The sequence below is a fragment of the Chryseobacterium formosum genome, assembly GCF_026460885.1.
Classification (GTDB): Bacteria; Bacteroidota; Bacteroidia; order Flavobacteriales; family Weeksellaceae; genus Chryseobacterium; species Chryseobacterium formosus.
Genome location: NZ_JAOVZW010000013.1, coordinates 211,202 through 226,981, shown reverse-complemented (window position 1 = coordinate 226,981; position 15,780 = coordinate 211,202). Strand labels below are relative to the sequence as shown.

At 35.9% G+C, this 15,780-nt stretch carries 15 protein-coding genes; 5 read left to right on the top strand and 10 right to left on the bottom strand.

The genetic code is table 11. The features are described from left to right. Positions 1–57 precede the first annotated feature (57 nt). The 4 genes from OF897_RS11555 (at position 58) to OF897_RS11540 (ending at position 3,159) form a co-directional block, all read left to right on the top strand. Positions 58–909 carry a fumarylacetoacetate hydrolase family protein gene (locus tag OF897_RS11555; RefSeq protein ID WP_267265836.1) on the top strand — a complete coding sequence of 284 codons (852 nt, stop codon included), beginning with the start codon at positions 58–60 and terminating at the stop codon, positions 907–909. Beyond that, entirely contained in the window at positions 906–1,235 is a 330-nt protein-coding gene (locus tag OF897_RS11550; RefSeq protein WP_267265835.1) for an L-rhamnose mutarotase, read from the top strand. The genes OF897_RS11555 and OF897_RS11550 overlap by 4 nt, the downstream gene beginning before the upstream one ends. Positions 1,236–1,409: 174 nt before the next feature. After that, positions 1,410–2,234 carry an amidohydrolase family protein gene (locus OF897_RS11545; protein WP_267265834.1) on the top strand — a complete coding sequence of 275 codons (825 nt, stop codon included), beginning with the start codon at positions 1,410–1,412 and terminating at the stop codon, positions 2,232–2,234. Between the two features lie 142 nt (positions 2,235–2,376). After that, complete coding sequence (locus OF897_RS11540) at positions 2,377–3,159, top strand: L-fucose dehydrogenase (RefSeq protein WP_267265833.1); 783 nt, start codon at positions 2,377–2,379, stop codon at positions 3,157–3,159. 170 nt (positions 3,160–3,329) lie between these two features. Here the strand turns inward: OF897_RS11540 and OF897_RS11535 are convergent, their stop codons facing one another. From OF897_RS11535 to OF897_RS11515, 6 genes are all read right to left on the bottom strand, one after another. Beyond that, positions 3,330–3,611, bottom strand: coding sequence for a Txe/YoeB family addiction module toxin (locus OF897_RS11535; protein ID WP_267265832.1), 282 nt, complete (start codon positions 3,609–3,611; stop codon positions 3,330–3,332). Continuing rightward, positions 3,596–3,748 (bottom strand): hypothetical protein, encoded by a 153-nt coding sequence (locus OF897_RS21685; protein ID WP_407648316.1) that lies wholly within the window; start codon positions 3,746–3,748, stop codon positions 3,596–3,598. The genes OF897_RS11535 and OF897_RS21685 overlap by 16 nt, the downstream gene beginning before the upstream one ends. A 152-nt stretch (positions 3,749–3,900) precedes the next feature. Beyond that, complete coding sequence (carB, locus tag OF897_RS11530) at positions 3,901–7,080, bottom strand: carbamoyl-phosphate synthase large subunit (RefSeq protein WP_267265831.1); 3,180 nt, start codon at positions 7,078–7,080, stop codon at positions 3,901–3,903. 11 nt (positions 7,081–7,091) lie between these two features. Next, entirely contained in the window at positions 7,092–7,877 is a 786-nt protein-coding gene (locus tag OF897_RS11525; RefSeq protein ID WP_267265830.1) for an endonuclease NucS domain-containing protein, read from the bottom strand. A 30-nt stretch (positions 7,878–7,907) separates the two neighbouring features. Beyond that, on the bottom strand, positions 7,908–8,984 hold the full coding sequence (locus tag OF897_RS11520) for a carbamoyl phosphate synthase small subunit (RefSeq protein WP_267265829.1): 1,077 nt from the start codon (positions 8,982–8,984) through the stop codon (positions 7,908–7,910). 203 nt (positions 8,985–9,187) lie between these two features. Further along, positions 9,188–10,078 (bottom strand): aspartate carbamoyltransferase catalytic subunit, encoded by an 891-nt coding sequence (locus OF897_RS11515; protein ID WP_267265828.1) that lies wholly within the window; start codon positions 10,076–10,078, stop codon positions 9,188–9,190. A gap of 242 nt (positions 10,079–10,320) precedes the next feature. Here OF897_RS11515 and OF897_RS11510 point away from each other — a divergent pair, with 242 nt between their 5' ends. After that, positions 10,321–10,782, top strand: coding sequence for an Lrp/AsnC family transcriptional regulator (locus OF897_RS11510; protein ID WP_047442942.1), 462 nt, complete (start codon positions 10,321–10,323; stop codon positions 10,780–10,782). A 150-nt stretch (positions 10,783–10,932) separates the two neighbouring features. Here OF897_RS11510 and argH read toward each other — a convergent pair whose 3' ends face one another. The 4 genes from argH to OF897_RS11490 all read right to left on the bottom strand — a co-directional run bounded on the left by argH (position 10,933) and on the right by OF897_RS11490 (position 15,715). Next, positions 10,933–12,237 (bottom strand): argininosuccinate lyase, encoded by a 1,305-nt coding sequence (gene argH / locus OF897_RS11505; RefSeq protein ID WP_267265827.1) that lies wholly within the window; start codon positions 12,235–12,237, stop codon positions 10,933–10,935. Between the two features lie 598 nt (positions 12,238–12,835). Beyond that, on the bottom strand, positions 12,836–13,918 hold the full coding sequence (locus tag OF897_RS11500; protein ID WP_267265826.1) for a M20 family metallo-hydrolase: 1,083 nt from the start codon (positions 13,916–13,918) through the stop codon (positions 12,836–12,838). Beyond that, positions 13,893–14,687, bottom strand: coding sequence for an acetylglutamate kinase (gene argB / locus OF897_RS11495; protein WP_267265825.1), 795 nt, complete (start codon positions 14,685–14,687; stop codon positions 13,893–13,895). The genes OF897_RS11500 and argB overlap by 26 nt, the downstream gene beginning before the upstream one ends. A gap of 71 nt (positions 14,688–14,758) precedes the next feature. Then, entirely contained in the window at positions 14,759–15,715 is a 957-nt protein-coding gene (locus OF897_RS11490; RefSeq protein ID WP_267265824.1) for a Rossmann-fold NAD(P)-binding domain-containing protein, read from the bottom strand. Positions 15,716–15,780: the final 65 nt, after the last annotated feature.

The following is a 15,780-nucleotide window of genomic DNA, read 5'->3' as shown; positions in this document are numbered from 1 at the left end:
CCTAAAAAAAATCAAGTGGATTAAATTCTGCAATCAAATATTTAACAATAATCAAATATGAAATTAATAAAATTCGGACAGCCGGGACAGGAAAAACCGGGCGTCATCATCGGAGACAAAAGATATGATGTGTCTCATCTTGTGAGAGATTATGATGAAAATTTCTTTTCAGGTGAGGCGATTGAAAATTTAAAATCTGAAATACATACCCATAATTTACCCGAAATTTCTGCTGAAGAAAGACTGGGAGCACCTTTGGCAAGACCTTCAAAAATCATCTGTGTGGGACTGAATTATAAAGACCATGCCGCTGAAACCAACGCGCCAATTCCGCAGGAACCGATTTTGTTTTTTAAGGCGACTTCTGCGATTGTGGGTCCAAATGATGATTTAATCATTCCAAAAACGAGCACCAAAACCGATTGGGAAGTTGAGTTGGCCATTGTGATTGGAAAAAAAGCAAGTTATGTTTCCGAAGAAAATGCCCTCGATCACGTTGCAGGATATGTTTTGCACAACGATTACAGTGAAAGAGAATTTCAGCTTGAGAGAAACGGACAGTGGGTAAAAGGAAAAAGCTGTGATACATTTGCGCCGATTGGGCCTTTTATTGCGACTCCTGACGAAATTGAAGATGTTCATAATTTGCGTCTTTGGTTGAAAGTTAATGGGCAAATTTTGCAGGACGGAAATACTTCAAATTTGATTTTCAATATTCCTTTTGTGGTAAGCTATATCAGTCAGTTTATGACGTTGCTTCCGGGAGATGTGATTACGACGGGAACGCCTGCTGGTGTTGGTTTGGGACAGAAACCTGAGCCGTGGTATTTAAAAGCTGGAGATGTTGTTGAATTAGGAATTGACGGTTTGGGAAGCAGTACTCAAAAAGTAAAAGCGTACGAAGCGTGAAAAAATATTGCCTTGCTTTAGATCTCGTTGATGATCCTGAATTGATCGCAGAATACGAAAAATATCATCAAAATGTCTGGCCGGAAATCAAGCAAAGTATTTTGGATTCGGATATTACAAACATGGAAATCTATCGTGTTCAAAATCGATTAATGATGATAATTGAGGCGGATGAAAATTTCTCTTTTGAAGCTAAAAATGAGGCAGATAAAAGCAATCCTAAAGTTCAGGAATGGGAAGAATTGATGTGGAAATTTCAGCAACAATTACCCAATTCTAAGGCGGAAGAAAAGTGGCAGTTGATGGATAAAATATTTTCACTGTAATTTTTTAACCACAAAAGATTTAAAAGATAAGGATTGAGAAAATAGAAGTTCAAAAGTTAACAAAATGATTGTTAAATAACTTGTTACATTTTGTTAACTTTTGATTCTCTAAAAACATCAGAAAATCTTTTGGTGCTTTTGCGGTAAATATATTCAACAAAAATTAATTAAATAATGATTATTGATTCTCACATGCATTTTTGGAAATTTGATCCGATTCGTGATGCCTGGATTACGAATGAAATGACTGCAATTCGGAGAGATTTTTTACCAGAAGATTTTTCGTTTTATTTAAATGAAAATCAGGTTGAAGGTTGTATTGCAGTTCAGGCTGATCAAAGTGATGAGGAAACTTTCTTTTTGTTGAATTTGGCTAAAGAAAATCCTTTTATCAAAGGAATTGTGGGTTGGATTGATCTGACTTCCGAAAAGTTGGAAGAATCGCTTCAAAATTATCAACCTGAAAAATTAATTAAAGGTTTCAGACATATTGCTGAAGGTGAAGAAATGGGGTTTTTACTGCAGGAAAATATATTGAATGGAATTTCTAAACTGCATCAGTTTAATTATACTTTTGATATTTTGTTAAGACAGCACCAACTTTCTGATGCGGTAAAACTTTCGGAAAAATTACCCGATCAGCCTTTCATTTTAGACCATTGCGGAAAACCAGATTTACAAACAAATGATCTGAAAGACAGGAAATCGAACATATCAGAATTGGCTAAAAATCCGAATGTGTATTGTAAAATTTCAGGACTTTTAACACAAGGAAATTTGAATAATATTGATGAAAAATCAATTTTTGAAACTTTGGATTTTGTTTTTTCTCAGTTTGGAATTCGACGTTTGGTTTTCGGAAGTGATTGGCCTGTGATGTTATTAGGAGGAAATTATAAGATGTGGTTGGAGTTAGTTTCAAAATATGTCAATCAATTTTCAAAGGAAGAACAGGAACTTTTTTTCTTTGGAAATGCGGTGAAATTTTACAATTTATAATTTTTTACACATAAATCACATTAGATTTAAATTAAAAAACTTTGTGATCTTAGTTAAGTGAAACGCCTTTGCGAGCTTAAAAACAATTAGTATTTAAAAAAATCTTTGCGCACTTTGCATTAAAAACAAATATAATCAAATCATGAACTTAGGTTTAGAAAATAAAATAATCATCATAAGCGGCGGTGCAAAAGGCATCGGAAATGGTATTGCAAAAATTCTAGCAGAAGAAAAAGCAATTCCAATAATCATTGGTAGAAATGAAAACGACAACAAAAAAGCTATTCAGGAAATCATTGATAATGGTGAAAAAGCAGATTTTGTAACTGCCGAACTTTCCCAACCTGATGAATGCAAAAAAGCAATTGATGAAGTCGTAAAAAAATACGGTAAAATTGATGGAATTGTTAATAACGCGGGAGTCAATGACGGAGTTGGTTTGGAAAACGGTTCGTATGAAGGATTTATGGCTTCGTACCATAAAAATGTGGTGCATTATTATCTTTTGGTACATCATGCACTTCCCTACTTAAAAGAAAGTAAAGGTTCTATTTTAAATATTGGCAGTAAAACTGCTGAAACCGGACAAGGCGGAACTTCAGGTTATGCCGCAGCAAACGGTGCAAGAAATGCCTTAACAAGAGAATGGGCGGTTGAACTTTTGCCATATAGCATTCGTGTGAATGCGATTATTGTTGCAGAAGCCTGGACTCCACTCTACCAATCGTGGATTTCTACTTTTGAAAATCCTGAAGACAAACTGAAAAGCATTACTTCAAAAATCCCTTTGGAAAAACGGATGACGACTTCGGTAGAAATTGCGAATATGGCGGCGTTTCTTTTATCGGAAAAGTCTTCGCATACGACAGGGCAATTGATTCATGTGGATGGTGGTTATGTGCATTTGGATAGGGGTTTGGGGTAAAATTTTCAGAAATTTCTCACCACGCAAAATCCCGAAAAATATTGATAAAAAAAGCGGAAGATTTTTCTCCTGCTTTCTTTTATTTTATTTTAGAACTACATCGTCATTATCGTAAAGCTACTGCTGCAATAACTATAAGTATGGTTCTATTTTCTATCAATGAATTAAAATCACTTATCTTCGTAATGTCCCATTGCAGAAATAATTTCAACTATTACAGTATTTTCCTCGACAGTGTAGATCATTCTGTCTTTTTGATTAATTCTTCGGAACCAAAAACCTGAAAGCTTATATTTTAATTGTTCAGGTTGACCGATTCCAATGTACGGATGCTCTTCCAATTCCGATATAATTTTTGAAATTCTGTTCAGTGTAGCTTTATCTCCTGATTTTTTGTGTTTCTGTAAATCTTTAATTGCTGTTTCAGTATATTTTATCAGATACTTTCCCACAGCTTATCAGTTTCAATGATTACACGCTTATCATTTTTATGAGAATTTAAAATCTTTTCAACAAACTCTTCGCTATAATTGTCTTTTTCCGAAATTATTTCAACTCCATTCTTCTCTTTAGAAAAAATGTCAATCAAATTTCTCAAAGTCTTACCTGCTTTGATACGTTCGTTAATTTTAATCGTTATTGTTGTGATATTGAAAGATTTACATTACAAATTTAATAAAAAAACCTAACAGTTTAAAAAAGCTGTTAGGTTTAATTTATGAAAGTCGAAACGTGCTAAAACTACATCGTCTCCATCTTAAAGCTCATACTTTCAATCACTTTCAGGATCGCTTCAACTGTATCCATTGATGTTAAACAGGGTACACCGTTTTCAACACTCATTCTTCTGATCTGGAAACCGTCTCTTTCAGACTGTTTTCCTTTGGTCATGGTATTGACAACGTACTGAACTTTTCCTTTTTGAATTAAATCGATCAGGTTGACATCTTCTTCGCCGATTTTGTATCCGATTTTGCATGGAATACCTTTTTCTTCGAAGAATTTTGCCGTTCCTTCCGTTGCCCAGATTCTGAAACCAACTTCGTGGAATCTTGAAGCCAGATCAGCGGCTTCCTGTTTGTGTTTATCAGCTACCGTAAACAGGATTGAACCGTGCATCGGAACTTTTCTTCCGGCTGCAACCAATCCTTTGTAGAGTGCTTTTTCCAAAGTCGTGTCTTTCCCCATAACCTCTCCTGTAGACTTCATTTCTGGGCCTAAAGAGATGTCAACTTTCGTTAATTTTGAGAAAGAGAACACTGGAACTTTTACGAAAACGCCTTCTTTATTCGGTACCAATCCGTTTTTATAGCCTAAATCTTTCAGTTTCTGACCTAAAATCGCTTTCGTAGCCAAATTTGCCATCGGAACATCGGTAATTTTAGACAAGAAAGGAACTGTTCTCGATGAACGAGGATTCACCTCGATTACATACACATTACCTTCAAAAAGAACATACTGAATATTCATTAAACCGATCACATTCAGTCCTTTAGCCAGTCTTTGAGTATAATCAACCAAAGTATCGATTTCTGCCTGAGAAACATTCTGTGGCGGATAAACTGCAATCGAGTCACCGGAGTGAACTCCTGCTCTTTCGATGTGTTCCATAATTCCAGGAATGATTACCGTCTCGCCATCGCAAATTGCATCGACTTCCACTTCTCTTCCCGTAATGTAACGGTCAACCAAAACCGGCTGATCCGGACTTGCGTCTACCGCAAACTCCATGTAGTGCGCCAATTCTGCTTCTGTGTACACAATTTCCATCGCTCTACCTCCCAAAACGTAGCTTGGACGAACCAAAACCGGATAACCGATCTCGTTTGCAATCACAATCGCTTCTTCTTTTGAAGTTGAAGTTTTTCCTAAAGGTTGTGGAATTCCCATTTCCTGAAGGGCTTTTTCAAACTTATCTCTATTTTCAGCTCTATCCAAATCTTCCAGTGAAGTTCCTAAAATCTGAACTCCATAAGCTGCTAATTTATCGGCTAAATTAATTGCTGTCTGTCCACCGAACTGTACCACAACACCTTTTGGTTTTTCAAGGTCGATGATGCTCATCACATCTTCTTCCGTCAAAGGCTCGAAGTATAATTTATCTGAAATCGAGAAGTCTGTAGAAACCGTTTCAGGATTATTGTTGATGATTATCGCTTCGTAACCCATTTCTTTGATCGCCCAAACCGAGTGAACCGTTGCGTAATCGAACTCAACTCCCTGCCCGATTCTGATCGGACCAGAACCTAAAACGATGATTTTTTCTTTATCTGTAACTACAGATTCGTTTTCCTCTTCGTAAGTTCCGTAAAAATAAGGAGTTTCAGATTCAAATTCAGCAGCACAGGTGTCTACCATCTTATAAACAGGCACAATTCCGTTTTCTTTTCTGAAATTATAAACTTCTCTCTGAGTAGATTCCCATAAATGAGCGATATTCTGATCTGAGAAACCTAATTTTTTAGATTGAATTAAAATTTCTTTGTCGAATCTGTTAGCTGCAATTGTCTTTTCGAAATCAACTAATTTCTTTAATTTCCAGATGAAGAATTTGTCGATTTTACTCCATTCTACGATTTGTTCCCAATCGTAACCTCTTCTCAAGGCGTCACAGATGATAAACAGTCTTTCGTCATCACAAACTCTGATTCTTCTTTCGATATCTTCGTCTGTTAAAGCTGCAGCCTGTTTTGTTTTTAAACCTAAATGTCTCAAACCAGTTTCCAAAGAACGAACTGCTTTCTGTAAAGACTCTTCAAAATTTCTTCCGATCGCCATTACTTCTCCGGTAGCTTTCATTTGAGTTGACAATCTTCTGTCCGCAGTCTCAAATTTGTCGAAAGGGAATCTTGGGAATTTAGTAACCACATAATCCAAAGCCGGCTCGAAGCAAGCGTAAGTTTTTCCTGTAACCGGATTCATGATTTCATCTAAAGTCAATCCGACAGCGATTTTAGCAGCGATTTTAGCAATCGGATAACCTGTTGCTTTTGATGCCAAAGCCGATGAACGGGAAACTCTTGGATTTACCTCGATGATGTAGTAATCGAATGAATGTGGGTCTAAAGCCAACTGCACGTTACATCCACCTTCGATTCCTAAGGCTCTGATGATTTTCAGTGAAGCGTTTCTCAGCAACTGATACTCTCTGTCTGAAAGCGTCTGAGAAGGTGCCACAACGATTGAGTCACCTGTGTGAACTCCCACCGGATCTATATTTTCCATATTACAAACCACAATCGCGTTGTCGTTTGCATCACGCATTACTTCGTATTCAATTTCCTTGAAACCTGCGATTGATCTTTCAATCAAACACTGGGTAACCGGACTGTATTTCAGACCTAATTCTGCGATTTCCTTTAATTCAGCTTCTGTAGCAGCGATTCCACCACCGGTTCCTCCCATGGTGAAGGCTGGACGAACGATTACAGGATATCCGATCTCATTAGCAAAATTAATTGCTCCTTCTACCGTATTCACGATGTCAGATTCAGGAACAGGTTCGTTTAATTCTCTCATCAGTTCACGGAACAAATCTCTGTCTTCCGCTCTGTTGATCGCAGAAAGTGTAGTTCCCAAAACTTCCACCTTGCACTCTTCAAGAATCCCTGATTTTTCAAGTTCCACCGCCATGTTCAGACCTGTTTGTCCGCCAAGTGTCGGTAAAAGAGCATCCGGACGCTCCTTTCTAATGATGTGACTTACAAACTGAAGTGAAATCGGCTCGATGTAAACCTTGTCAGCGATTTCAACATCCGTCATAATCGTTGCAGGGTTTGAGTTGATCAAAATCACCTTGTAACCTTCTTCTCTCAGGGAAAGACAGGCCTGCGTTCCTGCGTAATCAAATTCCGCCGCCTGACCGATGATAATTGGGCCGGAACCGATTACTAAAATTGTTTTTATGTCGTTTCTTTTCATTTTTCTTTTTATTAATATTCAAATTCGGACTTTTTCAATTCAAATTTCATTTCATATTCAAACAAAGAAATATCTGTTGTTGAAAGAATTGCATATTTGATTTTTTCATCCATTTTATTAGCAACAAGAACACCTTTCACTTTTTTACCTTTAGCTAGATTAACTTTAACCCAACCCATATATCTTAATAATTGTCCAATTGCTCTATCTGCTCCCTTAGATAATTTCAATTCAAAAACTACAAAATTTCCATTTTCATCATTAGTTAAAATATCAATATTTCCTACCGTTCCAGCGGGATATTCTTTTCCATCTCTTCCATTTTCATCTTCAAATAATTTGAGTTTTGAACCTTTGAAAGTATCTAAGTTTTTAATTAAAAAATCTCTGAGATTTGCTTCAATTGGAAATAAAAAGTTTGAATTTTCAATAACTTCTTCTTCAATCTCATCTATAACTTCCTCATTATTCACTTGTCTTATACCTAATCCACCGAATTCATTTTCATAAATTTCCCAAAGACCATGTTCCTCTGGTTTATATAGGACAACCTCGCCCCTTCCAACTGAATACAAAACATCATATTGAGAATTGGAAATTCTTGGTTTTTTATTTTCAGGATAATGATATCTTGAAGGCTGATTTACGCTCATTACAATAATTTGAGCATTGATCGTTCTTTCATTTACATTTTCCCATTTACTATGAATGTAATTTTTAATTTCGGGATATGTAGCTTTTCCACCGAGATTTTCTACAGCTTCTTTAACCATTTGCCAAATGAAAGGTCTTTCCATATTTTTATTAATGTAATTTTTACCTAACAATTATTTATTTTTAAAATCCTCCATCAACGTGATGAAATCATCAAACAAATAATTCGCATCCTCTGGACCCGGGCTCGCTTCAGGGTGATACTGAACTGAGAAGCAAGGATGAATTTTATGTTTCAAACCTTCATTTGTCCTGTCATTCAATGCGATATGGGTTTCTATTAAATCTGTTCCTTTAAGACTCTCCTGATCAACTGCGTAACCGTGATTTTGAGAAGTGATCGCTACTTTATTTTTTTCCAAATCCAAAACAGGGTGGTTTCCGCCTCTGTGACCGAACTTTAATTTAAAGGTTTTTGCTCCGCAAGCCAAGCCAATCAACTGATGTCCAAGGCAAATCCCGAAAATTGGAACTTTTCCTAATAATCCGCGGATCATGTCTAAAGCGTGTTGGTTGTCTTCAGGATCTCCGGGACCGTTGGATAACATGATTCCATCCGGATCCATTAACAGAATTTCTTCCGCTGTTGTATCTTGCGAAACTACAATAATATCGCAATTTCTTTGAGATAATTCTCTGATTATTCCTAATTTAGACCCAAAATCAACAAGTACTACTTTAAGTCCTCTTCCCGGATTGGCGTAAGAAGTTTTTGTTGAAACCTGCTCTACCTGATTGGTTGGGAAAGTTGTAGATTTTAATTCTTCAACTGTTGTATTTTCGTCTGCATCTGCATTCACGATTTTTCCTTTTACCACTCCTGAATTACGAAGAATTCTTGTCAGTCTTCTGGTGTCAATTCCTGAAATTCCCGAAATATTTTTCTTTTTAAACAGTTCCTGTAATGTAATCTGTGTTCTGAAATTGGAAGGTAAATCGCAAATTTCCTTTACAATAAGACCTTTGATTGCAGGCTCGATGCTTTCGTAGTCATCACGGTTGATCCCGTAATTTCCGATCAGCGGATACGTCATGCAAACAATCTGACCGCAGTACGATGGGTCAGAAATCAATTCCTGATATCCCGTCATTCCGGTATTGAAAACCACCTCTCCTGCTGTTTCCAAATCTGCTCCGAAACCTTCTCCATGAAATACTTCACCGGACTCCAGTATTAATTTTTTCTTCATTTTAACTTTTATCTTTATTTCTATTTTTACTTTTTTTAAATCATCTTCTTTTGATGACCTTTTTTTAACCACCCCGTCAAAAATTCTTTGAATTTTTGCCACCCCTCCAAAGGAGGGGAATTTTGTGAGTGCTTTATATAACTTAAGCCTTGTTAATTGAAATATGAATAACTCTTAACATGGCTCTTTTTACTTTTACCTTTTTACTTAAATGAAAACCCTTTCTCATCCAAAGCATTTTTCAGAATCGCCATTCTAGCGAAAACACCGTTCTGCATTTGCTTAAAGATTCTTGAGCGTTCACATTCTACCAAATCGGTGTCAATTTCTACTCCTCTGTTGATGGGTGCAGGATGCATGATGATTGCTTCTTTTTTCATGGTTTTTTCTCTTGCTTTCGTCAAACCATATTTTCTGTGATATTCTGAAGCTGAGAAACTCATTTTTGAATTGTGTCTTTCGTGCTGGATTCTCAATAACATTAAAACATCCACATCGTGAATCATCTCATCTACAGAAAGATATGTACCGTTAATCAAAGCTCCTTCATCAAACCACTGTTCAGGTCCTGAAAAGTATACTTTTGCGCCCAATCTTCTTAATGCTTCAGCGTTTGAGTTGGCGACACGGCTGTGTTTTACATCTCCTACGATTCCGATTTTTAAACCTTCAAATGTTCCGAATTCCTGATAGATCGTAAGCAAATCGAGCATACATTGTGAAGGATGATTTCCTGTTCCGTCGCCACCGTTGATCACCGGAATGGTAATATTTTTTAAATCATCAAAATACCGGTCTTTCTTATCTCTGATTACGACAAGATTTACACCTATGCTTTCAATCGTTTTTACGGTATCATATAAACTTTCACCTTTATTGACAGAACTGTTGGATGCATCAAACGGAACGACCTGCAAACCCAGTTTTCTTTCGGCAACATCGAAGCTTGTTTTGGTTCTTGTGCTGTCTTCAAAAAACAGATTTGAACAGAAAACTTCGCCTTCAATTTTGGCAGTTTTTCCGTTGGCAAAAGCCAAAGCTTCCGTCAGTATCTTGTTGATTTTCTCTGTACTTAGTTCGGTAATCGTAAACATAATATCTTAATTTTTGAACATAAAAAAAGCGAAGAAAATATCTTCGCTTAAAATAAATAAATATCGTAAAGGGCGTCTACGCCCGGTAATTCTAATGATATAAATACTGTGTTATTCATTAGGTGCAAAGATATAACATTTGGGTAACATGACAAAGCGAAAATTTAAAAAAATTAAAAAACTTCAATCGCTGGTTATTCTCATTTATTCTTAATATTTTTGTTAGAATTCAAATACAGTTTATGGACGCAAAAGACAGGATGATTCTCAGCATAATTCAGGAAGATTCTACTTTCTCGGTGAAAGAAATTTCAGAGAAAATTGGCTTGACCTTTACCCCAACGTATGAACGCATCAAACAGTTGGAAAAACAGGGAATTATAGAGAAATATGTTGGACTTCTCAACCGTGAGAAGCTGGGTTTAAATATTGTCGTTTACTGTAACGTCCGCCTGAAAGAACAGTCTAAAAAAGTTCTGGAAACTTTCGAGAAAAACATCATGCAACACGATGAAGTTCAGGAAATCATCAGTCTATCCGGAGAATATGATTATATGCTGAAAATTATCGCCAAAGACATTAATTCTTATAATGACTTTACTGTAAATGTCATTTCAAATATTCCGAGTATTGGGCAGTATCACAGTTCTATTGTGCTTCATGAGGTGAAAAAGTCTACTAAGTTTAAGATTGATTTAGGCTAAATATTTAAAATTGAACCATTAAGATTTTATTTAAGGAGTTAAGTTTAATTAAGAAAATCTAACAATTTTTTAAGCATTGCTTCATTATTCGCTTGCGAATCTTAACTATTCTTAATCCCTTAAATTACCTTAATGGCTTAACTCAAACTATCAACCCAATAATTTATTTTTCAGTTTATTAAACTGATATTCTATTTTATCCAGACAAAGATTTCCTATACTTCCCTGATGGGTGTGATTAAGATTTCCGATTTCAAAATCAAACTCATTATTTTCAATCTCCTGCCCTACTTTTACATAGGCATCACGGAATGAACTCCCGTTTTTTACTTCTTCATTTATTTTCTCAACGCTGAAAAGATATTTATACTTTTCGTCTTCGAGAATCCCGTCTTTTACCTCAATGTTTGGTAAGGTATAGTTTAAAATTTCCAGACATTCCTTTAATGAATCGATTGCCGGGAAAAGAATTTCCTTCGTCAACTGCATATCTCTATGATAACCTGAAGGAAGATTATTTGTCAACAAAATAAACTCATTCGGCAACGACTGAATTCTGTTGCAACGTGCACGAACCAACTCGAAAATATCTGGATTTTTCTTGTGAGGCATAATGCTGCTTCCCGTTGTAAACTCTTTAGGAAAGCTTATAAAATCAAAATTCTGACTTAAATACAGGCAAACATCATAAGAAAACTTGCCCAACGTTCCCGCCAAAGTTGCCATGGCCATCGACAACATTTTCTCCGATTTTCCACGAGTCATTTGAGCATAAACGGAATTATAATTCATCGACTGAAAGCCTAAATTATACGTCGTACTCTCACGATCAATCGAGAAAGACGAGCCATAACCCGCCGCCGAGCCCAATGGATTTTTATTGATGATATTTTTTACCGAAAAAAGCATTTCAACATCATCCAACAAAGCTTCTGCATATGCTCCAAACCACAATCCAAATGAAGAAGGCATCGCAATCTGTAAATGTGTATATCCAGGAAGCAAAACGTTTTTATGCTGGTCTGCCAATTTGATTAATATTTGAAAAAATTCGTCCGTTAAAGCGGTGATTTCACGAATTTCATCAACCAAATACAGTTTAATATCTAATAAAACCTGGTCGTTTCTTGAACGCGCCGTGTGAATTTTCTTTCCGGTATCACCTAGTTTTTCAATTAAAATAGATTCGACCTGAGAGTGAATATCTTCCGCACTTTTATCAATTTCAAAAGTTCCGTTTTCGATATCTTCTAAAATTTCCGCTAAAACAGATAACATCTCCTTTGATTCTTCGTTGGAAATAATTCCAACTTCTGCTAACATTTTACAGTGAGCCATTGAGCCTTTAACATCATATTTTGCCAAACGCTCATCAAAGTCAAGATCCTTCCCGACTGTAAATGTATTCACTAATATATTGGCGGCAAGGTCATCCTTCTGCCATATCTTTTTCATATTTTTTTCTTTAAAAATTTAGTCTGTTTTGAAAACTCAGCAGGACGCCCTTATTATTTTGTACAAGCAATAAACATTTCCACATGGTAAAGCCTTTCATTTTTAATTTTAATTTTTGCATACATCTTTATTAAAAATATTCAAACTTCATCGCCTGCTGAGTAAGGTCAAAACATATTTGAGTTAGAAGATGGGAGCCTGATGCTGGAAGTTGACTACCAACCGCTTTATCTTCATTCTTTATTTTATTCATCTTCTCATTCCGACGAACGAGAAATCCATTTAATATTATCAAAAAAGATTCTTCAATCCACTTGAATAAAAAACTTTTTTTTATTATATTTTTCTTTTGTCTTGAAATCGAAGATTCGACGTAGTCAAACAAAAGAAACAAAAATTGCCTCCGTAAAGTCGGCGAATGTTATTTCAAGATTTGGAAACTTTCGCTAAAAAACATTTTTATTCTCTAAAAATCCCAAAACTCGTGCGAATTGAAGATTGGTTCTTTGATCCACTATTTGTGTCGCACTCAAACAATGGGATTTTCTTAACGTTCATAAAATTATTTTTCTTAACGCTACATTTTCCTAAATCATTTTTATAAAACTTTTTCAAGGATTTGACTATAAATTTCAATTCCTTCTTTTATTTCATCTATATAAATAAACTCATCCGCTGTGTGAGAACGCCTACTGTCGCCTGGTCCGAGCTTTACAGAAGTACAAGGAATAATCGCCTGATCAGATGAAGTGGGCGAACCGTAAGTTGTCCTTCCGATTTCTAAACCGGCTTGAACAAACGGGTGATCCATTTCAATTTTTGAAGAATTTAATCTGAAGGATCTTGCTGTTAAAGTTGATTTCATCTGTGATTGGATGATTTCAAATGCTTCTTTATTAGAATATTCATCCGTAACCCTCACATCTAAAGTAAAAGCACAAGATTCCGGAACGACGTTATGCTGAACTCCAGCGTGAATCCCTGACAATGTTACCTTTACCTCACCCAAATAATCCGAAACTTTTGGAAATTTGAAGCTCAGAATATTCTGAAGATCTTCCATACATTTCACAATCGAGTTATCGTTATTCGGATGAGCGGCGTGAGAAGGAGTACCTTTCATTTCCCCATCAATAACCAAAAGTCCTTTTTCCGCGATCGCCAGATTCATCTGCGTTGGCTCTCCTACAATGGCGAGCTCCACATTCGGAAGCTGCGGAAATAAAGCTTCGATCCCATCAAACCCTGAAATCTCCTCCTCGGCCGTCAAAGCAATAACTAAATTATATTTTAAATCTTCTTTATCAAAAAAATGCAAAAAAACCTGCGCCATTGAAACCAAAGAAGCACCTGCATCATTACTTCCCAATCCGAATAATTTTCCGTCTTTTTCGATTGGTAAAAACGGATCCAACGTGTAAGCCTTATTCGGTTTTACGGTATCGTGATGCGTATTCAGCAAAATTGACGGCTTGAAAACATCAAAATTTTTATTCACTGCCCAGATGTTATTTTTAAAACGTTTTGTCGGAATCTGATGTTTTTTGAAAAAATTTTCAATTTCCACAGACGTATTAAATTCATCTTTGCTGAATGACGGAATTTCAATCAGTTTTTTCAACAATTCTACTGCATTATTCAGTAATTCTTCTTTACTATAAACAGATTTCAGTTCCTGCATGATGATTTTCTATATGGTTTTTCAGTTCGGTTTCTTTAATTAAGAATACCTTATTTACATTATTTTTTACAGCTCCCAAAGCGTTTTCCAACTTGGGTAAAATTCCTTTATGCAATTTCCCTTCTTCTTTTAAAGTTGAAAATTCTTCTTCAGAAATATTTTTTATAACAGATTCCGGATTGTTTACATCTTCCAAAACGCCTTCTTTATCGAAACAATATAACAATTCAACATCATATTTTACTGATAAAGATTGAGCAATAACCGAAGCAATCGTATCTGCATTGGTGTTGAAAAGATGTCCTTTTTTATCGTGAGTAATTGCTGAAAACACAGGAACCAATTCCAGTTTAAGCAATTTTGAAATTAATTTTTTATTGATACTTTTTTCGGTAATATCGCCTACAAATCCGAAATCTATTTCAGCGTGTTCTCTTTTTTTGGCTTTAATTAAATTCGCGTCCGCACCCGAAAACCCCATTGCTTTGCATTTTTTATGCTGAAGTTTTGCGACAATATTTTTGTTGATGCCTCCCGCATACACCATCGCCACAATATCCAAAGTATCTTTATCGGTGATTCTTCGTCCATTCACCAGCTTCTGCTCAATTCCTAATTTATCAGCTAAAGTCGTTGCCAGTTTTCCGCCGCCATGAACAAGGATTTTCTTTTCCTGAATTTCGGCAAACTGCTCCAAAAATTGTTCTAATAATTCCTCATCATCAATTAATGCTCCGCCAATTTTTATGATGTATAATTTTTCTTTCATTTTTATACATTTTTAGATAGGATTACATCCTATCCTGATTTAAGTCGTCCTTTCAGGACTCCAATAATTTGTTATGAATTCAATTCGTCCAAGATTTCAGAGAAAACTGCCTGAGCCGAGAAAATTCGGTTTTTTGCCTGTTGGTAGATGATAGAATTTTCACCATCCATCACCTCATCACTCAACTCTACATTTCGACGAACCGGAAGACAGTGCATTACTTTTGCCTGGTTGGTATTTTCCAGTTTTTCGTTCGTCAACATCCAACTTTCTTTTACTTCTGGCATTGCGGCATAATCATCAAAAGAAGACCAGTTTTTAACATAGATAAAATCGGCATCTTTTAATGCTTCGTCCTGGTTGTGAATCACTTTAACATCTTTGGTGAAGTTTTTATCCAAATCATAACCTTCAGGATTGGCGATTACCAACTCAACATCCATTTCCTGCATCCATTCTGCGAAAGAATTTCCTACGGCATGAGCGATTGGTTTAATGTGAGGCGCCCAAGTTAAAACGACTTTCGGTTTACACTCTTCTTTCCAGTTTTCAGTGATAGTAATGCAATCTGCCAAACTTTGTAAAGGGTGACGAGTAGCGGATTCCAATGAAATAACCGGAACTTTTGCATGTTGCTCGAACTGGCTTAAAATGCTTTCGTTTACATCATCTTCCTTGCTTTTCATTCCTGCAAAACAACGAACTGCAATGATGTCACAATATTGATTTAAGACTTCAATCGCATCTTTGATATGCTCAACGGTGTCGCCGTTCATCACCGCCCCGTCCGCAAATTCTAAGTTCCATGCTTCCTGAGCGGCATTTAATGTTAAAACATTTAAGCCTAAATTTTGCGCCGCAATTTGACTGCTTAAACGAGTTCTCAAGCTTGAATTTAAAAATACAAGTCCGATGGTTTTTCCTTTTCCTTTCTCGGTTTCCGAAAGAGGATTTTCTTTAATTTGTAAAGCTTTTTTTATAATATCCTGTAAGTTTTCAACATCACTTACAGAGGTGAATTTTTTCATTTTAAATTGATTTTTTACCACAAAAGTCACAAAAGATTATTACCTATTTTAAAGTTTAATACTTT

Excerpts from the sequence above, each read along its gene's own strand:
- OF897_RS11555 (WP_267265836.1), top strand. The coding sequence starts at position 58 with ATGAAATTAATAAAATTCGGACAGCCGGGACAGGAAAAACCGGGCGTC.
- OF897_RS11545 (WP_267265834.1), top strand. The coding sequence starts at position 1,410 with ATGATTATTGATTCTCACATGCATTTTTGGAAATTTGATCCGATTCGT.
- OF897_RS11540 (WP_267265833.1), top strand. The coding sequence starts at position 2,377 with ATGAACTTAGGTTTAGAAAATAAAATAATCATCATAAGCGGCGGTGCA.
- carB (WP_267265831.1), bottom strand. The coding sequence starts at position 7,080 with ATGAAAAGAAACGACATAAAAACAATTTTAGTAATCGGTTCCGGCCCA.
- OF897_RS11525 (WP_267265830.1), bottom strand. The coding sequence starts at position 7,877 with ATGGAAAGACCTTTCATTTGGCAAATGGTTAAAGAAGCTGTAGAAAAT.
- OF897_RS11520 (WP_267265829.1), bottom strand. The coding sequence starts at position 8,984 with ATGAAGAAAAAATTAATACTGGAGTCCGGTGAAGTATTTCATGGAGAA.
- OF897_RS11515 (WP_267265828.1), bottom strand. The coding sequence starts at position 10,078 with ATGTTTACGATTACCGAACTAAGTACAGAGAAAATCAACAAGATACTG.
- OF897_RS11510 (WP_047442942.1), top strand. The coding sequence starts at position 10,321 with ATGGACGCAAAAGACAGGATGATTCTCAGCATAATTCAGGAAGATTCT.
- argH (WP_267265827.1), bottom strand. The coding sequence starts at position 12,237 with ATGAAAAAGATATGGCAGAAGGATGACCTTGCCGCCAATATATTAGTG.
- OF897_RS11500 (WP_267265826.1), bottom strand. The coding sequence starts at position 13,918 with ATGCAGGAACTGAAATCTGTTTATAGTAAAGAAGAATTACTGAATAAT.
- argB (WP_267265825.1), bottom strand. The coding sequence starts at position 14,687 with ATGAAAGAAAAATTATACATCATAAAAATTGGCGGAGCATTAATTGAT.
- OF897_RS11490 (WP_267265824.1), bottom strand. The coding sequence starts at position 15,715 with ATGAAAAAATTCACCTCTGTAAGTGATGTTGAAAACTTACAGGATATT.